At 70.6% G+C, this 19,582-nt stretch carries 18 protein-coding genes and 1 tRNA gene; 9 read left to right on the top strand and 10 right to left on the bottom strand.

Going from position 1 to position 19,582, the window contains the following annotated elements; translation table 11 throughout:
- Positions 1–2 precede the first annotated feature (2 nt).
- Positions 3–2,153 (bottom strand): glycogen debranching protein GlgX, encoded by a 2,151-nt coding sequence (glgX, locus tag ACSQ11_RS11860; RefSeq protein WP_436006764.1) that lies wholly within the window; start codon positions 2,151–2,153, stop codon positions 3–5.
- A gap of 158 nt (positions 2,154–2,311) precedes the next feature.
- Between glgX and fabG the strand changes: the two genes are divergently transcribed.
- The 4 genes from fabG (at position 2,312) to ACSQ11_RS11840 (ending at position 5,100) form a co-directional block, all read left to right on the top strand.
- Positions 2,312–3,067 carry a 3-oxoacyl-ACP reductase FabG gene (gene fabG / locus ACSQ11_RS11855; protein WP_436005613.1) on the top strand — a complete coding sequence of 252 codons (756 nt, stop codon included), beginning with the start codon at positions 2,312–2,314 and terminating at the stop codon, positions 3,065–3,067.
- Positions 3,045–4,166, top strand: coding sequence for an acyltransferase family protein (locus ACSQ11_RS11850; protein ID WP_436005611.1), 1,122 nt, complete (start codon positions 3,045–3,047; stop codon positions 4,164–4,166). The genes fabG and ACSQ11_RS11850 overlap by 23 nt, the downstream gene beginning before the upstream one ends.
- A 74-nt stretch (positions 4,167–4,240) precedes the next feature.
- Complete coding sequence (locus ACSQ11_RS11845; protein ID WP_436005609.1) at positions 4,241–4,597, top strand: ArsR/SmtB family transcription factor; 357 nt, start codon at positions 4,241–4,243, stop codon at positions 4,595–4,597.
- Positions 4,594–5,100 (top strand): SRPBCC family protein, encoded by a 507-nt coding sequence (locus tag ACSQ11_RS11840; RefSeq protein WP_436005607.1) that lies wholly within the window; start codon positions 4,594–4,596, stop codon positions 5,098–5,100. The genes ACSQ11_RS11845 and ACSQ11_RS11840 overlap by 4 nt, the downstream gene beginning before the upstream one ends.
- 150 nt (positions 5,101–5,250) lie before the next feature.
- On the opposite strand, the gene ACSQ11_RS11835 is transcribed toward ACSQ11_RS11840, so the two are convergent.
- Positions 5,251–6,402, bottom strand: a complete 1,152-nt coding sequence (locus ACSQ11_RS11835) for an acyl-CoA dehydrogenase family protein (RefSeq protein WP_436005605.1) — start codon at positions 6,400–6,402, stop codon at positions 5,251–5,253.
- 72 nt (positions 6,403–6,474) lie between these two features.
- Between ACSQ11_RS11835 and ACSQ11_RS11830 the strand changes: the two genes are divergently transcribed.
- Positions 6,475–7,116: a TetR/AcrR family transcriptional regulator gene (locus ACSQ11_RS11830; RefSeq protein WP_436005603.1), complete on the top strand. Its 642-nt coding sequence runs from the start codon at positions 6,475–6,477 to the stop codon at positions 7,114–7,116.
- Between the two features lie 11 nt (positions 7,117–7,127).
- Positions 7,128–7,868 (top strand): methyltransferase domain-containing protein, encoded by a 741-nt coding sequence (locus ACSQ11_RS11825; protein WP_436005601.1) that lies wholly within the window; start codon positions 7,128–7,130, stop codon positions 7,866–7,868.
- A gap of 21 nt (positions 7,869–7,889) precedes the next feature.
- Here ACSQ11_RS11825 and ACSQ11_RS11820 read toward each other — a convergent pair whose 3' ends face one another.
- A complete protein-coding gene (locus ACSQ11_RS11820) occupies positions 7,890–8,801 on the bottom strand; it encodes an LLM class F420-dependent oxidoreductase (protein ID WP_436005599.1) in 912 nt (303 codons plus the stop codon).
- A gap of 49 nt (positions 8,802–8,850) precedes the next feature.
- On the opposite strand from ACSQ11_RS11820, the gene thpR reads away from it, so the two are divergent.
- Positions 8,851–9,435, top strand: coding sequence for an RNA 2',3'-cyclic phosphodiesterase (gene thpR, locus ACSQ11_RS11815; protein WP_436005597.1), 585 nt, complete (start codon positions 8,851–8,853; stop codon positions 9,433–9,435).
- Here thpR and ettA read toward each other — a convergent pair.
- From ettA to ACSQ11_RS11795, 4 genes are all read right to left on the bottom strand, one after another.
- A complete protein-coding gene (gene ettA, locus ACSQ11_RS11810) occupies positions 9,422–11,104 on the bottom strand; it encodes an energy-dependent translational throttle protein EttA (protein ID WP_436005595.1) in 1,683 nt (560 codons plus the stop codon). The genes thpR and ettA overlap by 14 nt on opposite strands.
- A gap of 47 nt (positions 11,105–11,151) precedes the next feature.
- The gene (locus ACSQ11_RS11805) at positions 11,152–11,721 is read right to left on the bottom strand and encodes a single-stranded DNA-binding protein (RefSeq protein ID WP_436005593.1); all 570 of its coding nucleotides are present in this window, start codon (positions 11,719–11,721) and stop codon (positions 11,152–11,154) included.
- Between the two features lie 178 nt (positions 11,722–11,899).
- Positions 11,900–13,567 (bottom strand): GTPase, encoded by a 1,668-nt coding sequence (locus ACSQ11_RS11800; RefSeq protein WP_436005591.1) that lies wholly within the window; start codon positions 13,565–13,567, stop codon positions 11,900–11,902.
- Positions 13,564–15,279, bottom strand: a complete 1,716-nt coding sequence (locus ACSQ11_RS11795) for a dynamin family protein (RefSeq protein ID WP_436005589.1) — start codon at positions 15,277–15,279, stop codon at positions 13,564–13,566. The genes ACSQ11_RS11800 and ACSQ11_RS11795 overlap by 4 nt, the downstream gene beginning before the upstream one ends.
- Before the next feature lie 115 nt (positions 15,280–15,394).
- Here ACSQ11_RS11795 and ACSQ11_RS11790 point away from each other — a divergent pair.
- Positions 15,395–15,467, top strand: a tRNA-Arg gene (locus ACSQ11_RS11790).
- A 3-nt stretch (positions 15,468–15,470) separates the two neighbouring features.
- Here ACSQ11_RS11790 and ACSQ11_RS11785 read toward each other — a convergent pair.
- Entirely contained in the window at positions 15,471–16,262 is a 792-nt protein-coding gene (locus ACSQ11_RS11785) for an alpha/beta fold hydrolase (RefSeq protein ID WP_436005587.1), read from the bottom strand.
- A 67-nt stretch (positions 16,263–16,329) separates the two neighbouring features.
- Between ACSQ11_RS11785 and ACSQ11_RS11780 the strand changes: the two genes are divergently transcribed.
- A complete protein-coding gene (locus ACSQ11_RS11780) occupies positions 16,330–17,007 on the top strand; it encodes a 4'-phosphopantetheinyl transferase family protein (protein WP_436005585.1) in 678 nt (225 codons plus the stop codon).
- A 6-nt stretch (positions 17,008–17,013) separates the two neighbouring features.
- Here ACSQ11_RS11780 and ACSQ11_RS11775 read toward each other — a convergent pair whose 3' ends face one another.
- Together ACSQ11_RS11775 and ACSQ11_RS11770 are read right to left on the bottom strand one after the other, a co-directional pair.
- On the bottom strand, positions 17,014–18,360 hold the full coding sequence (locus ACSQ11_RS11775; protein WP_436005583.1) for a M20 metallopeptidase family protein: 1,347 nt from the start codon (positions 18,358–18,360) through the stop codon (positions 17,014–17,016).
- The gene (locus ACSQ11_RS11770; protein WP_436005582.1) at positions 18,360–19,544 is read right to left on the bottom strand and encodes a PrsW family intramembrane metalloprotease; all 1,185 of its coding nucleotides are present in this window, start codon (positions 19,542–19,544) and stop codon (positions 18,360–18,362) included. Before ACSQ11_RS11770 ends, ACSQ11_RS11775 begins: the two co-directional genes overlap by 1 nt.
- Between the last annotated feature and the right edge of the window lie 38 nt (positions 19,545–19,582).

Below are 19,582 nucleotides of genomic sequence, written 5' to 3'. Positions count from 1 at the left end.
CATCAGGACGGCCGTTCGGAGGTGGCCGCCCCCGCCGTGTGGGTCGGGGCCTCGCGGGGGCTGCGCAGGACGACGACCGCACGGGCACCGACGACGACCTGCGAGCCGGCGTCGCGCCAACCCGGGTCGACGATCTCGGCACACGTGTCGATCTCGGTGAGCCAGCGCTCTCCCCACGTCGAGGAGGGGATGGTGAACTGCTGCTCCTCGGCGTCGGCGTTGAACAGGACGAGGAAGTCGTCGTCGGTGATCATCTGCCCACGGGTGTCCGGCTCGTGGATGGCACCGCCGTTGAGCCACATGGCGATCTGTAGGGCGTCGCCGTCCCAGCCGAACTCGTCCATGGGCTCGCCGGAGGGCTGCAGCCAGTAGATGTCGCCCAGCGTCGACTGGCCACCGTGGTCGGCCGAGCCGGCGAAGAAGCGGCGGCGCTTGAACACCGGGTGGCTCTGGCGCAGGCGCACCACGGCCTTGGTGAACTCGAGCAGCCGCACCTGGTCCTCGTCGAGGTCCCAGTCGACCCAAGCCAGCTCGTTGTCCTGGCAGTAGACGTTGTTGTTGCCGTCCTGCGTGCGCCCGATCTCGTCGCCGTGGCTGATCATCGGCACGCCCTGCGAGAGCAGCAGTGTCGTGAGGAAGTTGCGGAGCTGCCTCTGCCGGAGCTCGCGGATCTCGGGGTCGTCGGTCGGCCCCTCGACACCGTGGTTCCACGAACGGTTGTGGCCCTCGCCGTCGTTGCCGTCCTCGCCGTTGGCCTCGTTGTGCTTGTCGTTGTAGGAGACGAGGTCGCGCAGCGTGAAGCCGTCGTGGGCGGTGATGAAGTTGATCGAGGCGATGGGCTTGCGGCCGCTGTGCTCGTAGAGGTCGCTCGAGCCTGTGATGCGAGAGGCGAACTCACCCAGCGTCGCCGGCACACCACGCCAGAAGTCGCGCACGGTGTCGCGGTACTTGCCGTTCCACTCGGTCCACAGCGGCGGGAAGTTGCCGACCTGGTAGCCACCGTCGCCGACGTCCCACGGCTCGGCGATGAGCTTGACCTGGGAGATCACCGGGTCCTGCTGGATGATGTCGAAGAAGGCCGAGAGCTTGTCGACCTCGTGGAACTGGCGGGCGAGGGTGGCCGCGAGATCGAACCGGAAGCCGTCGACGTGCATCTCGGTGACCCAGTAGCGCAGCGAGTCCATGATGAGCTGGAGGACGTGCGGGTTGCGCATGAGCAGGCTGTTGCCGGTGCCCGTCGTGTCGTAGTAGTGCTGCTTGTTGTCGTCGACGAGGCGGTAGTAGCTCGCGTTGTCGATGCCGCGGAAGCAGATCGTCGGGCCGAACTCGTTGCCCTCGGCGGTGTGGTTGTAGACGACGTCGAGGATGACCTCGATGTCGGCCTCGTGCAGCGCCTTGACCATGGCCTTGAACTCGGTGACCTGCTGCCCGCGCTGGCCCTGTGCGTAGGAGTTGTGCGGCGCGAGGAAGCCGATGGTGTTGTAGCCCCAGTAGTTCGTCAGGCCCTTGGCCTGCAGTGAGGTGTCCTGGACGAACTGGTGCACCGGCATGAGCTCGATGGCGTTGATGCCGAGCTCCTTGAGGTGGTCGATGATCACGGGGTGCCCGATCGCGGCGTAGGTGCCCCGGATCTCCTCGGGCAGGTCCGGGTGCGTCATCGTCAGGCCCTTGACGTGCGCCTCGTAGATCACGGTGTCGTGGTACTCGTGACGCGGCGGCCGGTCGTGGCCCCAGTCGAAGTAGGGGTTGATGACGACGCTGAGCATCGTCTTGCCGAGGGAGTCGTCGGTGTTGCGCTCGGTCGGCTCGAGGAAGTCGTAGGAGAAGAGCGACTGGTCGTTGCTCACCTGCCCCTCGATCGCCTTGGCGTAGGGGTCGAGCAGGAGCTTGCTCGGGTCGCACCGGTGCCCGTGGTCGGGGTCGTAGGGCCCGTGCACGCGGTAGCCGTAGCGCTGCCCCGGCTGGAGCCCGGGAATGTAGGCGTGCCAGACGAAGTGGTCGACCTCCGGCATCTCGATGCGCACCTCGACCCCGTCGTCGTCGATGAGGCAGAGCTCGATCTCCTCGGCGACCTCGCTGAAGAGCGCGAAGTTGACCCCACTGCCGTCGTAGGTCGCGCCGAGCGGGTATGCCGATCCGGGCCAGATTTCCAAGGCCGCCTCTTTCGTCGTGTTCTGGGTCAAGCGTGTGCACTCCTCACGGGGACGACGGCGGCCCGCGTGGCGGGAACGCCGGGCCGGTCGGGCTGGCTGGGTATCGTTCGCGCAGGACGCCTAACCTACCCAACTCCCCCGCACCCGAAGGACCACCAGTGACCCAGAATCGCACCGCCGTCGTCACCGGAGCCGCCCGCGGGATCGGCGCGGCGACCGCTCGACGCCTCGCGAAGGACGGGTATGCCGTCGCGGTCCTCGATCTCGACGAGGCGGCCTGCGAGGCGGTCGCCGCTTCCATCCGTGAGGCCGGCGGGTCGGCGATCGGCGTGGGCGTGGACGTCTCCGACGCGGAGCAGGTCGAGGCCGGCGTGGCGCGGGTGGCCGACGAGCTCGGGCCTCCGGTGGTGCTCGTCAACAACGCCGGCATCATCCGCGACAACCTCATCTTCAAGATGACCGAGTCCGACTGGGACTCGGTCATCAACGTCCACCTGCGCGGCGCATTCCTCATGTCCCGCGCCTGCCAGGCACACATGACCGCCGAGAAGTTCGGCCGCATCGTCAACCTCTCGTCGTCCTCGGCCCAGGGCAACCGCGGGCAGGCGAACTACTCGGCGGCCAAGGCCGGGCTCCAGGGCTTCACCAAGACACTCGCCATCGAGCTCGGCAAGTTCGGTGTCACCGCCAACGCCGTGGCCCCGGGCTTCATCCAGACCGACATGACCGCAGCCACCGCCGAGCGAATGGGCGTGTCGTTCGAGGACTTCCTCGCCGGGGCCGCGAAGCAGACCCCTGTCGGGCGCGTCGGCCAGCCCGAGGACATCGCCGCGACGATCTCGTTCCTCTGCTCGGAGGAGGCGGGCTTCGTCTCGGGCCAGGTGATCTACGTTGCCGGAGGCCCCCTCGACTGAGCGCGAGGACGCGCAGGCGCGAGGGGCCGCGCCCGCACGGGACCGTGCCTTCGACGTCGCCCGCGGCATCGCGATCCTCGCCATCGTCGTGGGTCACGTCCTGCGCGGACTCGCCGCGGCAGACCTCGTGCCGCGCACGTCCCCGGTCGTGCTCGAGGTGGACGACGGGTTCTACGCGTGGCACCTCACGATCTTCGCCGTGCTGCTCGGCGTCTTCCTTCGACCGGGTGTCGACAAGCACGGGCCTCGTGCCTACCTCCGCTCCCGGGTCGCTCTCTTCGCCTACCTGTATGCCGTGTGGACCGTCCTCTTCGGCATCACCCGCCGCTTCACCGACGTGGCGGCCCAGGCAGCGGAGGAGGGCGTCGACGCCGTCGAGCCGGAGGTCGTGGCCGGACGCTGGGACGGGTTCGTCGGCGACCGGCTGCACGCCCTGCTCGTCGCCGACGGGCCGTTGTGGTGGCTGGGGTTCCTCGTCCTCGTCACCGTGGCGGGTGCACTCGTGCGGCCGTGGAGCAGCCGCGCGCGGGCGGTCCTGTCGTCGGTCGTCGTCGCCGTGGGCTCCTTGCTCGTCTGGGGCTGGACCGGTCCGTGGGTGTTCATGGAGGGCCTTGCACTCCTCGCGTTCGTGTGGTTCGGCCTGCTCGCCGGGCGCGAGCGGGTGGCCGCCCTGACCCGCTCAGCACACGCACGGTGGGTCGCGCTCGTCGGGGTCGGTGCCGGAGCGGCCGCGCTCTGGTTGACCGACCCGATGCCCCCGACGTCGTGGATGGGACCGCGCACCCTCTGGGCCCTCGCCTGGGGCGTCCCGACCTCCATCGCACTGTGCCTCGGCGTCTTCGCCCTGTCGGGGAGCATCGGCCGGTGCGCGGTGGGACGGCCGCTGGCGTTCCTCGGCGAGCGCTCGCTCGAGATCTTCCTCGCGCACATCGTCCTCACCGACATGGCCCGCAAGCTCCTCACCGTCGCTGACGTCACGGACCTCACCGTCCACATGGTCGTCGGGTCCGTCGCCGGCGTGCTCGGGCCGCTCGGCCTGTGGTGGCTGGGCCGACGGCTGCACGCGCCGTGGCTCTTCCAGCTCCCGACCCGAGCCTGACCGTCCCTCCCCTGCCGCTCGACTGTTGATCTTGTTCTTGACGGGTTGGTTAATTAACCTCTATGTTAAGTCTCATGGCCGATCCGCTCAGCACCACGTTCGCCGCCCTCGCCGACCCGACGAGACGGGCCATCCTGGCCCGGCTCTCGTCCGGCGACGCCACGGTCGGCGAGCTGGCCGAGCCGTTCGACATGTCCCTGCCCGCCATCTCGAAGCACCTCACGGTCCTCGAGAAGGCCGGGCTGGTCACCAAGAGCCGGGATGGGCAGCGGCGCCACTGCCGCATCTCGGTCGCGCCCCTGGAGGACGCGACGTCGTGGCTCGAGCTCTACCGCAAGCACTGGGAGCAGCAGCTCGACCACCTCGGCGACTACCTCGCCACCATCCAGCCGCCCTCGACCGAGGGCACCACGAAGGAGAACCCGTCATGAGCACCACCGCCGCCACGGGCGCCCACGAGCGCGCCACCGTCACCGCCTCCGGTTCGGAGATGGTCATCACCCGAACCTTCACCGCCCCCGCCGACCTCGTCTTCGAGGCCATGACCAACCCCGAGCACATCCGTCGCTGGTGGGGTGCCGGCCACGGCACCATGACCGTCTGCGAGGTCGACCTCCGCGAGGGCGGCGCCTGGCACTTCGCCCAGCGCGCCGACTCGAGCGGCGAAGAGGTCTCCTTCTCGGGCCACTACCGGTCGATCGACCGGCCCGGGCACATCGTCCACACCGAGCGCTTCGACAACATCGACAGCCCCTACTCGGTCATCGACACCACCTACACCGAGGAGGACGGGAAGACCACGCTGCGTGCGGTCATCACCTACGACTCTCCCGAGACCGTCCAGGCCGTCATCGACTCGGGCATGGAGCACGGCCTGCAGTCGTCGTACGACGCCATCGACGACGTCCTCGCCGAGCTCACCACCGCCGGCTGACCCCACGGCATACGACAACGTCCGCAACCATGGTCGAGATCACGACCACGGTTGCGGACGTTGCGGTATGCCGGCGGGCTGCGTCCGCAGATGTGGTCACCTTCTCGACCAAGATTGCGGACGCTGCGCGGACGGGCGGCGTCACACGGCTCAGAAGCCGAGGTCGCGGCCGATGAGCTCCTTCATGATCTCGTTCGAGCCGGCCCAGATCTTCGTCACGCGGGCGTCGCGCCAGGCGCGGGCCACGCGGTACTCGTTCATGAAGCCGTAGCCACCGTGCAGCTGGACGCACTCGTCGAGGACGTCGTTCTGGACCTGCGCGCTCCACCACTTGGCCTTGGCGGCGTCGACGGCCGTGAGCTCACCCTTGGCGTGGGCGGCGACGCAGTCGTCGACGTAGGCCTCGGCCACCTCGATCGAGGTGACGAGCTCGGCGATCTTGAACTTGTTGTGCTGGAAGGCACCGATGGGCTGGCCGAAGGCCTTGCGCTCCTTGGCGTACTCGATGGTCTCCTCGAGGATCGCCTTGGCGTGCGCGACGTTGGAGACGGCGGCGCCGACGCGCTCCTGCGGGAGGCGCTGCATCATCGCGATGAAGCCCATGCCCTCCTCGCCGATGAGGTTCTCGGCGGGGACGCGGACGTTCTCGAAGAAGAGCTCGGCGGTGTCGGACTCCTCCTGGCCCACCTTGTCGAGCTTGCGGCCGCGGCTGAAGCCCTCCATGCCGTCCTCGACCATGAGCAGCGAGATGCCCTTGGCGCCCTTGCTCGGGTCGGTGCGGGCGGCCACGATGACGAGGTCGGCCTGGTAGCCGTTGGTGATAAAGGTCTTGGAGCCGTTGAGGACCCAGCCATCGCCGTCCTCGGCGCGGACAGCAGTCGTCTTGAGGGCGGCGAGGTCGGAGCCGCCGCCCGGCTCGGTCATGGCGATGGCGCAGATCTTCTCGCCGGCGGCCATGGGCGGGAGCCAGCGCTGCTTCTGCTCCTCGGTGCCGAGGTCGACGATGTAGGGCGGGCAGACGTCGCTGTGGATCCCGAAGCACGACGAGGTCGCGGCGTTGAAGCCCGAGATGACCTCGGCCGAGATGGCGTTGAAGCGGTAGTCCCCCGCGCCGGCGCCACCGAACTCCTCCGGGATGTCGAGGCCGAGCAGGCCCTGCTTGCCCGCCTCAAGCCAGATGTCGCGGTCGATGCTCTTGGCCTCGAGCATCTGGTCGGCACGCGGCTTGAGGGTGCGTTCGACGAACTCCTGGACCGAGTCGCGGAAGGCGAGGTGGTCGTCGTCGTACAGGTTGCGGGGCATGGCTTCTCCTCGACGGAACTACGAATGACTAAGCGCTTGCTTAGTCTCACGCGGGTCAGGCATGCTGTCAACATGTCTGCCACCACAGGCGCTCCACGGTCGGAGCAGAGCATCCTCGCCACGCTCGAGGACTCCGGGGACACCGCGGGTGCCACGGCGGTGCGGCTCATGATGGCCGCCGCCGACGCCTTCGCGGACAAGGGCTTCCACGCGACGACGACCCGCGACATCGCCTCGCGGGCCGGGCTCTCCCCCGCCGGCGTCTACGTGCACTTCAGCTCCAAGGAGGACCTTCTCTTCCAGCTGAGCCGCCGCGGCCACCAGACGGCGCGCGACCAGCTCGTCGAGGCCGCCCGGGCCGCCGGGTCCCCGCCCGAGGCCCTCCGCTCGATCATCGCCGGGTTCTCGCGGTGGCACGCCGAGCACCACCAGCTCGGCCGGATCGTCCAGTACGAGTTCCGCCACCTGACACCTGAGCACCGCGACGAGGTCCTGGCGCTGCGACGCGAGATCGACAAGGTCGTGCGTGGCGTCCTCAAGGACGGCGTCGAGTCCGGCGACTTCGAGGTCGACGACATCCCCAGCACCGCCCTCGCCCTGCTGTCGATGGCGGTGGACGTCGCGCGCTGGTACTCCCCCGAGATCCGCCGCACGCCCGACGACATCGCGCGCACCAACGGCCACCTCGCGATGAGGCTCGTCGCTCGCCGTTAGGCTTGCGCACCATGACCGACGCCGGAGGACACGGGGGCTCCCCGTCGATCGCACAGCCCGACTACTGGTGGTACGTCGCGCGCACAGACCTGCTGCACGCCGCCCTCAGCTCGTACGCCGCCGGCCGCACCACCGTGCTCGACATCGGCAGCGCCGACGGTCCGAGCGCCGGCTGGCTGCACGACGGCACCCGCCACCTCGCCTCGCTCGACATCGACCCCCGCGGACTGGGCACCAACGGTGTCTGCGGGTCGGCCCTGTCGCTGCCCTTCGCCGACGCGAGCTTCGACATGGTGTCGGCCTTCGACGTCATCGAGCACTGCGATCCCGAGGCTGATGCCCTGGCCGAGGTGGCGCGCGTCCTGCAGCCCGGTGGCACGTTCCTCATGGCGGTACCGGCCTACCAGTGGGCGTGGACCGACTTCGACGTCGCCAACGGGCACCACCGGCGCTACACGAGGAAGCGCGCGGTGGCCGCGGTCGAGCGCGCCGGCTTCCGCGTGGAGCGGGCGACCTACGGCTTCACGTCGGTCTTCCCCGGCTTCGTCGCCGAGCGCATAGCCCGCCGCCTCAAGGACCGCAAGCACACGAGCGCGGTCGACGTCGTCGAGGTGCCCCAGGTGCCCAGGACCCTGCACCACGCCCTCCTCGCCGCCACCCGGGTCGACGAGGCGCTGCTGCGCCGTCGCCTCGACCTGCCCTTCGGCAGCTCCGTCTTCGTCGCGGCGACGAAGGTCAGCGGCCCGCGCTGACCCGGACCCGGGACGTGGACGTCACCACGTGCCCGCCTGGACCGGCTCGAGCTGGCGCACCAGCTCCGCGACGAGCTCGTATGCCGTGTCGTCCGTGTCGTTGCCCATCCCGAGGATGAGGTGGTCGAGGCCGACCTCGGCGAGGCGGCCGTAGCGGTCGACCGCCTCGTCCACCGACTGCATCGTCTCGCCGGACGGTGCCTTGGCGCCCGAGGTGCCGAGGCTGAGCCGCGACAGCGCCGTCACCTCGATCTCGCGCGGGTCGCGGCCGACGTCGTCGCAGTGGCCGCGCAGGATCGCCAGGCGCGAGGCCATCGCCTCCGGCCCGGCGTCGAAGAGGTTGCACGCGTCGGCGTACTTCGCGACGAGCCGCAGCGTCTTCTTCGGTCCGCTCCCCCCGATGAGGATGGGTACGCGGCGCAACGGCGCGGGGACGTTGAGGGGACGTTCGAGCGAGTAGTGGCGGCCGGCATACGGGCTGTCGTCGCCGTCGAACATCTGTCGTGCGATCTGGAGCGTCTCCTCGAGTCGCTCGAAGCGTTCTGCCACAGCGGGATACGGGACACCGAGCCCACGGTGCTCCTCTTCGTTCCACGCGGCACCGATGCCGAGCCATGCCCGCCCGCCGCTCAGCACGTCGAGCGTCGTGACCGTCTTGGCGAGCAGCCCGGGGTGACGGTAGGTCACGCCCGTGACGAGCGTCGCGAGCTCGATCCGCTCGGTCGCGGCCGCGGCGAAGGCCAGGGCGGAGTAGCCCTCGAGCATGTCGAGCTCGGGTGGGCCGATCATCGAGATCTGGAAGAAGTGGTCCATGACCCAGAGCGAGGACATGCCGGCACCCTCGGCGTTCTGGGCGACCCGGCGGAAGGTGGGGCCGATCGACGTCGGGGCGCCCGGCCAGGAGAAGTAGGAGACCTGCAGTCCACAGCGCATGCCCCGATCCTGCGCACGCCTCCTCGCGAGAAGCAAGCACAATGTCCCGGTGCGCATCTTCGCCGCCGTCGTGCCGCCCGCCGACGCCCACGCCGACCTGGAGGCGTTCGTCGAGCCCCGCCGGGACGTCCACTCCGACCTGCGCTGGACGCCGTCCCACCTCTGGCACGTGACGCTGGCCTTCATGGCCGACGTCCCCGAAGGCCTCGTCGACGACGTCGTGGACGACGTGGCCCGGGTCGCGGGCGAGCACGCGCCGATCCCGTTGCGGCTCAGCGGTGCCGGGACCTTCCCGAACCCCGCCGAGGCACGAGTGGTGTGGATGGACGTCCGCTCGGAGTCGCCCAGCGGACTCACCGACCTCGAGTCGCTCGCGCTCGGGGTGCGCCGCGCCTGCGGAAGCGTCGGCGCCTCACCGGCAGGCGGCGACTACCGACCGCACCTCACCCTCGCCCGGGTGCGTCGGCCGTTCGAGGCGACGCACTGGCTGCGGGTCATGGACGCGTATGCCGGCCCGCCATGGGTCGCGGACGAGGTCACCGTCTTCGTGTCCCACCGGGGAGAGCGAAGGGGCAGACCGCACTACGAACCCGTAGCGGTCTGCCCCCTCGGTGCGAACGTCAGTCGCGGGTGAGCTTGCGGTAGGTCACGCGGTGCGGACGGGCCGCGTCCTCGCCGAGGCGCTCGATCTTGTTGGCCTCGTAGGCCTCGAAGTTGCCCTCGAACCAGTACCAGTTCGCCGGGTTCTCGTCGGTGCCCTCGTAGGCGAGGATGTGCGTCGCGACCCGGTCGAGGAACCACCGGTCGTGACTGATGACCACGGCGCAGCCCGGGAACTCGAGCAAGGCGTTCTCGAGGGAGCCGAGCGTCTCGACGTCGAGGTCGTTGGTCGGCTCGTCGAGGAGCAGCAGGTTGCCACCCTCCTTGAGAGTGAGCGCGAGGTTGAGGCGGTTGCGCTCGCCACCGGAGAGGACGCCGGCCTTCTTCTGCTGGTCCGGCCCCTTGAAGCCGAACTGCGAGACGTAGGCGCGCGAGGGGATCTCGACGTTGCCGACCTGGATGTAGTCGTGGCCGCCGGAGACGGTCTCCCAGAGGTTCTTGTTGGGGTCGAGGCCGCCGCGGCTCTGGTCGACGTAGGAGATCTTGACCGTGTCACCGATGTCGACGAGGCCGCCGTCGGCGGGCTCGAGACCGACGATGGTCTTGAACAGGGTCGTCTTGCCCACACCGTTGGCGCCGATGACACCGACGATGCCGTTGCGCGGCAGCGAGAACGACAGGCCGTCGATGAGGACGCGGTCGCCGAAGCCCTTCTTGAGGTCCTTGACCTCGATGACCTTGCTGCCGAGGCGCGGGCCCGGCGGGATCTGGATCTCCTCGAAGTCGAGCTTGCGGGTGCGGTCGGCCTCAGCCGCCATCTCCTCGTAGCGGGCGAGGCGCGCCTTGGACTTGGTCTGGCGGGCCTTGGCGTTGGAGCGGACCCACTCGAGCTCCTCCTTGAGGCGCTTGCTGAGCTTGGCGTCCTTCTTGCCCTGGACCTCCAGACGCGCCTGCTTCTTCTCGAGGTAGGTCGAGTAGTTGCCCTCGTAGGGGTAGGCCCGGCCGCGGTCGAGCTCGAGGATCCACTGCGCGACGTTGTCCATGAAGTAGCGGTCGTGTGTCACGGCGACGACGGCACCGTGGTAGCCCGCGAGGTGCTGCTCGAGCCACAGCACCGACTCGGCGTCGAGGTGGTTGGTGGGCTCGTCGAGCAGGAGCAGGTCCGGCTTCTGCAGGAGCAGCTTGCAGAGGGCGACGCGGCGGCGCTCACCACCGGAGAGGACGGTGACGTCGGCGTCCGGCGGCGGGCACCGCAGGGCGTCCATCGCCTGCTCGAGCTGGGAGTCGAGGTCCCAGGCGTCGGCGGCGTCGATCTCCTCCTGGAGCTTGCCCATCTCGGTCATGAGGGCGTCGAAGTCGGCGTCCGGCTCACCCATCTCCTCGGAGATGGCGTTGTAGCGGTCGAGCTTGGCCTTGATCTCGCCCGCGCCCTCCTCGACGTTGCCGAGGACGGTCTTGGACTCGTTGAGCTCGGGCTCCTGCATGAGGATGCCGACGCTGTAGCCCGGGGTCAGCCGCGCCTCGCCGTTGGACGGCTGGTCGAGGCCGGCCATGATCTTGAGCACGGACGACTTGCCGGCACCGTTGGGGCCGACGACGCCGATCTTGGCGCCGGGCAGGAACGACAGGGTGACATCGTCGAGGATGACCTTGTCGCCGTGGGCCTTGCGGGCGCGCGACATGACATAGATGAACTCGGGCATGGGGCAAGGCTAACGACTGCCCGCCCCATCCCCGAATCGGTTCGCCCTCAGGCGGCGGGCTCCTCGACGAGTGGGCCGGTCGCGCTCGCCCCGGCGTCGTCGGTCTGGCCCTCGGCCCGGTCCTCGGTCGGGCGCTCGGTCGGGCGCTCGGCCAGGAGGTAGTCGTCGCGCTGCGGGTCCCCGTAGCCCTCGGACTCGGAGTGCAGGGTCTGCAGCGCGTCGTCGAGCCGGTCGCCGGTGCCGTAGGAGGGCTTCGACACCTTCTCGTAGGCCGTCTGGCCCCAGCTGAGGTCGTGCCCGACGCCATGGGCGACGATGCTCACCGACGTGCCCATCGAGCCGTCGTCGCGCTTGAACTCGCGTGCCGACAGCCGGCCGTGGACGACGACGGGCTGTCCCTTCTCGATCGAGCGGAGGACGTTGGCGCCGAGGTTGCCCCAGGCGAAGACCGTGAACCACGACGTCTCGCCGTCCTCGTAGGTGCCCGGCGCCCCGGTCACCTGGCGCCGTGGTGTGGCGGCGACGCGGAAGCTCGTGAAGGGCTTGTTGTTCTTGGAGACCTTCATCTCCGGGTCGCTGGCGACCCGGCCCTGGACCGTGATGGTGCTGTCCTGCATGACTGAAACCTCTTCTGCTCGGGCTCCGCTCGTGCGGTGCACTGCGACCAGAGTTCGGCTCCAGCGGGGTCCGCGGCAACGGTCACCGGCGCCACCTGTGGACGACGACGCCGACCCACCACACCTGTGGACAAGTCGACGCCACGACCGACTCCTCGACGACGGTGCCGTCGGAGGGTCAGACCTTGGCCGCGGCCTCGAGGTGCTGACGCGTCTCGCGGTGGCGCTCGAGGACGGCGGCCACCGGAGCGAGGATCCGTTCGTCGGCGACCGTCGCGATCGAGTCCCGCAGTCGCCCGTTGATGACGGTGGCGCGACGCCGCGCCCCGATCCCGGCGAGGAAGCGAGAGACCATCGCGAGGAGAAGACCGGCCAGCAGCCCGCCCACGAGCAGGACGAACGGCCACGGCAGCGGGCCCCACATCGGCGTCTCGATGCTCGGGAACTGGAGCCAGCCGAGCAGCATGAGCACGAGGAGCCACACGAGACCGGCCACGGCGACGAGGGCGAGCAGGAGCTGGGCGACCCCCACGGCGCGCCACCACACGGGCGTCCGCGAGCGCAGCGAGGTCGAGATGACGGCCTGGTCGAGCGCGTCTGCCATGGCGTGACCCGGCGGCGTGGCCGCGGCGTCGACCGCGTCGCCCCACAGGGTCGGCAGCGCGGAGCCGGCGCGGTCCGCGAGGCGGCGGGTCGCGAGGTCGACGGCCGCGCGAGCGGCCGGGGTGGGCGGCGGCAGCGAGGAGCGGCCGAGCACCGAGCGGACGTCGGCGTCGCTCACCGTGACCGACCCACGGCCATCGTCGAGCCGCAGCCGGCGCAGGGGTCGCGGCCGGAGGCGCTGCACCCAGCGGGTGAACGGCCACCCCGTGCGGTCGACCGCCTGCATCCGGTAGTCACGCTCGACCGCGTTGACCACGGTGGGCACGCCTGCCGCGCGGGCGAGCGCGTCGACGAGCTCGCCCTCGCCCTTGGCCTTGACGGCCGGCTCGGAGTCGGCGACGGCGGTGCGCAGCCCAGCGGTCGCCTGGCGCACGTCCGCGCCCAGTCGGGTGCGCGCGGCGTTCGCGCCGGACACGGCGTTGCTCAGCCGCTGGCCGAGGACGTCCAGCCCGCGCCCCGAACGCGCCGAGGTGGGGATGACCGTGGCGTCGGGCATGCCGTCGCGCCCCATGAGGCGCTTGAGGTCGCTGACGCAGCGCTCGACGTCGGCGTCGGACAGCCGGTCGACCTGGTTGAGCACGACGATCGTCACGGCATCGTGTGTCGACAGGGCCGCGACGTAGTCGTCGTGCAGGCGCGCGTCGGCGTACTTCTGCGGGTCGGTCACCCAGACGAAGACGTCGACGAGGTTGAGGACGCGCTCGGCCTCGGCCCGGTGCGCGGTCTCGCGCGAGTCGAAGTCGGGCAGGTCCAGAAGGACGAGACCGTCGAGCGAGCCGACGGTGCCCTCGACCTTCGAGTCACCCGGGACGTGGTGACGACTCACCACGTCGAGCCAGTCGAGGAGCGGCCCGGCGGGCTCGTCGCCCCAGATGGCGGCCGTGGGCTTCGAGGTGGTGGGCCGGCGGGCGCCGACCGTCGCCACGTCGCCGCCGACCAGGGCGTTGAAGAGGGAGGACTTGCCGCTCCCGGTGGCACCGGCGAGGGCGACGACCGTGTGCCCGCCGACGAGCGCCGTGCGCTCCGCGACCTTGGTCACGACACCGCGGGCACGCTGCACCTGCGCTTCGGGGAGCTGGTCCCCACCACTGGTCAGTGCGGCTCCCAGCGACCCGGAGGCAGCGGTGAGCGCCTCGGCGGTGACGCTGCTGACCTTGGCGCCACCCATCCGCAGCGGGCTCATGCAGCCTCCTCGCGGACGCGGGCAGCAGCGGAGTCGAGTGCGGCCGACTGACCGGCGGTCTCGCCCAGGGACGTGACCGCATCGGCATACCGAGCCTGCTCGACGGCATACAGGTCCTCGACGCGGGTGAGAAGGCTCTTGCGCGCCTTGGCGGCCATCTCGCGGACGGCCTGGTCGCCGAAGATGGCCTCGAGGACGCGCTGGGCGAGCACCGAGGTGCCACCCGCGATCCCGACCTCGGCGCCGGTGAGGCCGCCCGTCGCGGCGAACGACACGAGCATGAGGAACAGGCCGATGGCATTGACGCCGTATGCCGCGATCCTCGCATTGGTCCGCCGGTTGCCGCCCTCGCTCCGCACGATGTCGAAGACCTCGCCCTGCCACTCGCGCACCAAGGCCTCGACGCGCGGGACGAGGTCGGCGGAGGGCTTGGCGAGCTCGGGGTAGGACGTGACCAGCGACTCCCCGCCCGGCAGTCGACGCCACTCACGAGCGGTGTCTGCGGCTGCCGCCGAGGCGTGGGACACGAGCAGGTTGGCGACGCCGGACTGGAGTGCCTCGCCGAGGTCCTCCGCGGGAGCCGGCTGGCCCTTGATCGCCGCAGTGACACGGTCGCGCCACTTGGACAGCGTGGTCTCGATCTGGCGGAAGAACTCGCCGGTCCCGACGAACTCCTGCCAGCGCGCGAGGACCTCACCGCGGAGCAGGGTCCCGTCGGTCATGCCGTCCTTGACGCCGTCGGTGGCGTGGGCGTAGTTGTCCTTCGCCGCGGCCACGAGGCTCCGCGCGGCGTCGTCCTGCTCGGTCGAGGCCTGCACCAGCGCGGCGGTGCGGCCCGAGAGCGAGCCCATCGCGCCCTTGAGGGTCTGGCTCACGACGACGGCGCGGGCACGGGCGTCGCTGGCGAGCGCGTCGAGCCAGGCACGGAGGCGACCCATCGCGTCGGTGCCGAGGAAGCCCTCGGGAGAGAGCGTCGACTCGGGGACGGTGAAGATCGGTGCGGTCGGGAGGCCCTGCTCTCGGAGCATGCCGGCGAGGTGGGGCCGGATCTCGTCGATCGTCTCGGGCGCGATGCGGTCGAGGACGATGGCGACGGCGGTGCCACGCTCGGCGGCGGTGCGCAGGAGGTCCCAGGGGACGGCGTCGGCGTAGCGGGCGGCTGTCGTGACGAAGAGCCAGAGGTCGGCCGCGGCGAGGAGCTGGTTGGCGAGCTCGCGGTTGGCCTGGACGACGGAGTCGATGTCGGGGGCATCGAGCAGGGCCATGCCCGGCGGCAGGCTCTCGGACTCGACGAGGCGCACGGTGCCCGGCTGCGACTCCTCACCCGGACCGCCCGTGACGCGAGCGAGGCTCGGCAGGATGCGTTGGTCGGCGAACCACCGCTTGTCCTGTGGGTGGTGCACGAGGACCGGGCTCGTCGTCGTCGGGCGGAGCACGCCGGAGCGGCTCACCTCGGCCCCGACGATGGAGTTCACGAGGGTCGACTTGCCGGCGCCGGTCGAGCCGCCGACGACGGCGAGGAGCGGTGCGTCGAGCGAGCGCAGGCGCGGGAGGACGTAGTCGTCGAGCTGCTGGAGGAGCTCGCGCCGGACGGTCTGGCCCTCGGCCTGTCCCGGCGTGCTCAGCGGAAGGACCGACGCGGCGACGACGTCACGCAGTCCGGTCACGGCCTCCACGAGCTCGCTCGCGTGGGTGGCCTCGGATGTCGTCACTGCCTCAGCCTAACGAAACGGTGAGCAGCCGCACGCCGACGTGCCGCCGCGTCACACGTGTTTCGGCACGCGGACAGGCAGCAGGTGTCGTCTCACTAGACTGCACCGCAGTTCGGCCCCCGTAGCTCAGCGGATAGAGCGAGTCACTTCTAATGACTGGGTCGCAGGTTCGAGTCCTGCCGGGGGCGCCCTCAGACCGTGTGGCGACGGCAGAAGTCGCGGATCGCCGCGTTGACGAGGTCGGGCTGCTCGAGGTTGCTCAGGTGACCGGCCCCCTCGATCACGACGAGCTCGGACCCGACGATGTCCGCCTCGAACCGGCGGGCCACCTCGAGCGTCGAGCGGGCGTCGAGCTCGCCCCACACGAGCAGGGTCGGCACATCGACCCGAGGGAGCACGTCCCCGAGGTCGGTCGCCGCCATGATCCCCAGCTCGAGGGCCAAGGTCTCGGGCCGCACCTCGGCTGCCATCTCCTCCATGAGTGCCACCACCTCGTCCGACGGGTCGCTCCCGAACAGCCCGGGCAGCGTGGGGTCGAAGTCCTCGCCACCTGCCTCCACCATCTGCCGGACGCCCTCGACGCGACGTGCCACCTCGTCCGCTGGGAGAGAACCGGACCACCCGGCATACGTGTCCATGAGGATGAGCGTCGCGACGAGGTCGGGATGGCGTCGCCAGCACTCGAGCACGACGGTCCCGCCCCACGACAACCCCGCCAGGTGGGCCGGCCCGAGGCCGAGGTCGGTCACGACGGCCGCGAGCGCATCGGCGAACCCGGCCAGGTCGAAGCCGTCCGGCCCCGCCGACGAGCGGCCCACACCCGGCTCGTCCCACGCCACCACGGTGAGCTCGTCGTCCAGGGCCGCCAGCTGGGGGCGCCAGCTGCGCGAGTCGAGAGCCGCACCGTGCACGAGCACCAGCGGAGGTCCGGATCCGACCCTCTCGTAAGCGACCTCCAGCCCGTTGACCTCGACGCGCTCCACGGTGGCGAAGGTACCCCGTGGCGCCACGATCGGATCAGCGCCAGACGGAGAATGACATGATCGGGTCATGTCCGTCGTGATCCGCACCACACAGGTGAGCGACGACCCGCGTCTGCGCGATCTGCTCGACGCCGGCGAGCTCGAGCGCGTCCAGCGCCGCGCCAACCCCAACCCCTTCATCACCGCCCACGCCCTGCTCCGCCGACTGGTGGCCGACGAGACGGGCGTGGACCCGCGGCGGCTCGAGTTCGAGAAGCGGTGCGCCACCTGCGGCACCGACCGCCACGGCAAGCCGCACGTCACCGGCATGCGCGACCTCCACGTGTCGGTGTCCTACGGCGAGCACATGGCGGTCGCCGTCGTGACCAACCTCGGCGAGGTGGGTGTCGACGTCGAGGACCTCGAGTCGGCCGACTTCGACGGGTTCGGGTCGGTGACGCTCGACGACACCGAGGCCGTCCACCTCGAGGGCCTCACCGGCGACGTCCTCCTCGCGGCGCGGGCCCGCATGTGGGCCCGCAAGGAGGCGATCCTCAAGGCCACCGGCCACGGGCTCGTCGTCGACCCGAGCCAGGTCGTCGTGACCTCCCCCGACAGCCCGGCCGCCCTCCTCGAGTGGAAGGCCGCCGAGCACCCGCCCGGCCCGACCCAGGTGAGCGACATCGACGTCGGCCGCGATGACCACCGCGCAGCGGTCGCCGTCCTCACGAGCCACCCCATCAGCCTGCGGGTGCAGCGGGGCTGACCCGATTCAGCGGTCCTGGACGCCGGCTGCGGTCCGCCGCAGCGCGAGCTCGGCCAGCAGCGCCGCGATGTCGGGCAGGACCGAGTCGTCGTATGCCGCCCGCGGCGAGTGGTTGTCCTCCGCGGTCGTGTGGTCGTCGACGGTGCACGCACCGACGTTGAGGTAGGCACCGGGCACCTCCTCGAGCACGAACGCCATGTCCTCGGCACCGGCCTCCGGCAGCGGCATGTCGGACCAGCGGTCCACGCCGAAGAGGTCGACGACGGTGGCCTGCGCGAAAGCGAACTCGTCGGCGTCGTTGACGGTGACGGGGTAGCCGTTGCCGATGTCGACCGTCGCCGTGAGGCCGTGCGCCGCGGTGACGTGCTCGGCGACCCGCCGGATCTCGGTGTGCGCGCGCTCGCGGTGCTCGGCGGAGAACGTCCGCAGCGTCGCCTCGATGACGGCCTCGTCGGGAATGACGTTGTTGACGGTGCCCGACGCGATCCTTCCGACCGTGACGACCACCGGGTCGAACGCGTCGAAGCGCCGGGTCACCATCGTCTGCAGGGCCAGCACGAGTTCGCACGCGACCGGCACCGGGTCGAGGGCGTACTGCGGCTGCGAACCGTGACCACCCTTGCCCTGCACCGTGATGACGACCTCGTCCGCCGCGGCCATCTGCGGTCCAGGACGTCCGAACCACACGCCTCGGGGACGTTCTGCGGCATACACATGGATCGCGTATGCCGCGTCGACCCGTCGGCCGGCCGCGTCGAGAAGTCCTTCGCGCAGCATCGGCTCGGCCCCTCCGGGGCCCTCCTCGCCGGGCTGAAACATGAAGACGACGTCACCCGTGAGGTCGTCGCGCAGCTCGTGCAGGATCCGTGCGGCTCCGACGAGCCCGGCGGTGTGCAGGTCGTGGCCGCAGGCGTGCATCCGCCCGGGCTCCTCCGACGCGAAGTCGAGCCCGGTGGCCTCGGTGACGGGCAGGCCGTCCATGTCGCCGCGAAGGAGGACGACCGGACGCGCGGAGGCGGAGCCACCGTCGTCGTGGCGGTCGGGCGAGCCGCCTCGGCCGCCCCGGCCACGCAGGACCGCGACGACGCTGCTCACCTCGCGACCGGTGGTGATCTCGAGGTCGAGGCCTTCGAGCGCGTCGAGCACCGCGCGCTGGGTCCGGGGCAGGTCGTTGCCGAGCTCGGGGTGGCGGTGGAGGTCGTGGCGGAGATCGACGAGCTCGGGCGCGATCGCCTCGGCCAGACGGCGGGTGTTCGACGCGGCCGACGAGCCCGGGGCGGCCGACGTGGTCGGCGTGGTCGGCGTGGTCGGCGCGGTCGACGTGGACGGGGCGGCCGGCGTGGACGGCGTCATCAGAGCACCTGTCCTGCGAACTCGCGACGACGACGCACGAGGATCCCGAGCAGCTCCCGTTCGTCGGTGAGCGCTCGGGCGTCGGCGGCGGAGTGGTGCATGCGCCGACGCAGCAGCGCCAGCTCGCTCGCGGCGTCCTGGAAGTCCTCCATCGACCGCAGGGCCTGTCGTCCACCGTTGGCCCGCGCCCACTGACGGGCCTCACGACGCTTGGGCATCGAGGCGAGCATCGACACCTCCGCGGGTGAGAGCCAGCCGGCGTCGGCGTAGGCGGTGAGGAACTGTCCGATGAGGCGGCCCTCGCGGCGGCGGACCCACACGACGAACCCGAGGAAGGCGAGGAACAGCGGGACCTGGACGAGGAGGTAGACCGCGATGAGGCCCTCTCCCCCGCTCACGGCCGCGAGGTTCCACAGGGCGTGCGCGATGACGGCCAGCACGAAGCCGGCAAGCGGCGCGAGGACCTTGACGATCCCGCGTCGCGACATCGCGGCGACGCCGATGCCGATGCCGGTGCAGATCGTGAACATCGGGTGTGCGAACGGCGACAGCAGGCAGCGGCCGACGAAGGTTGCGGTCAGCCCCTCCTGCCCGTGCTCGACCCAGGCGATCGCGAGGTACTGGATGTTCTCGGTGAACGCGAACCCGGCAGCGGTGACTCCGGCATAGACCATGCCGTCGGTGATGCCGTCGAACTCGCGCTTGGCGAGACGCCACACGAGGAGCACGAACAGCCCCTTCGCAGCCTCCTCGACGAACGGCGCGACGAACACGGCGGTGAGGGCGAGGGACTCCTCCTCCGGGACGGATCCCCAGAGCACGAGCTGTCCGGCCGTGTTGAGGGTCATCGCGATGAGCACGGCGATGAGCGCGCCCCACAGGAAGGCGCGCACGAGGTAGCGGGTGGGCTCGGCCTCGAACCGGTCCAGCCACATGAACGTGGGGACGACGATGCCGACCGGGATCATCGCCACGACGAAGCCCAGAAGACTGGCGCTCACACCGGCGGCCGCCCCGATGGCACTGGCGACGGCGAGGGCCGCGAGACCGAAGCCGACCGTCGCGACACCGACGATGACCCAGCGGCGGATGACCGATCTCCCACGGTGCGCACCGGCGATGCGGCTGCCCTCCGGAGGCGGAGGGACGGTGGCGTTGGCGTCGACGGCCTGGTCCCCACTCATGGACGACGAGCCTAGTGCTTCGACCTAGGCTGGGACCC

Origin of the sequence: Knoellia sp. LjRoot47 (assembly GCF_964253435.1) — a bacterium.
Lineage (GTDB): Bacteria > Actinomycetota > Actinomycetes > Actinomycetales > Dermatophilaceae > Knoellia.
Note: the sequence above shows the minus strand (reverse complement) of the source record. Positions and strands in the feature narration are given on the sequence as shown.

Excerpts from the sequence above, each read along its gene's own strand:
- ACSQ11_RS11835 (WP_436005605.1), bottom strand. The coding sequence starts at position 6,402 with ATGCCCCGCAACCTGTACGACGACGACCACCTCGCCTTCCGCGACTCG.
- ettA (WP_436005595.1), bottom strand. The coding sequence starts at position 11,104 with ATGCCCGAGTTCATCTATGTCATGTCGCGCGCCCGCAAGGCCCACGGC.
- ACSQ11_RS11830 (WP_436005603.1), top strand. The coding sequence starts at position 6,475 with ATGTCTGCCACCACAGGCGCTCCACGGTCGGAGCAGAGCATCCTCGCC.
- ACSQ11_RS11840 (WP_436005607.1), top strand. The coding sequence starts at position 4,594 with ATGAGCACCACCGCCGCCACGGGCGCCCACGAGCGCGCCACCGTCACC.
- ACSQ11_RS11775 (WP_436005583.1), bottom strand. The coding sequence starts at position 18,360 with ATGACGCCGTCCACGCCGGCCGCCCCGTCCACGTCGACCGCGCCGACC.
- ACSQ11_RS11800 (WP_436005591.1), bottom strand. The coding sequence starts at position 13,567 with ATGAGCCCGCTGCGGATGGGTGGCGCCAAGGTCAGCAGCGTCACCGCC.
- ACSQ11_RS11825 (WP_436005601.1), top strand. The coding sequence starts at position 7,128 with ATGACCGACGCCGGAGGACACGGGGGCTCCCCGTCGATCGCACAGCCC.
- ACSQ11_RS11805 (WP_436005593.1), bottom strand. The coding sequence starts at position 11,721 with ATGCAGGACAGCACCATCACGGTCCAGGGCCGGGTCGCCAGCGACCCG.
- ACSQ11_RS11780 (WP_436005585.1), top strand. The coding sequence starts at position 16,330 with ATGTCCGTCGTGATCCGCACCACACAGGTGAGCGACGACCCGCGTCTG.
- ACSQ11_RS11770 (WP_436005582.1), bottom strand. The coding sequence starts at position 19,544 with ATGAGTGGGGACCAGGCCGTCGACGCCAACGCCACCGTCCCTCCGCCT.
- ACSQ11_RS11845 (WP_436005609.1), top strand. The coding sequence starts at position 4,241 with ATGGCCGATCCGCTCAGCACCACGTTCGCCGCCCTCGCCGACCCGACG.
- ACSQ11_RS11820 (WP_436005599.1), bottom strand. The coding sequence starts at position 8,801 with ATGCGCTGTGGACTGCAGGTCTCCTACTTCTCCTGGCCGGGCGCCCCG.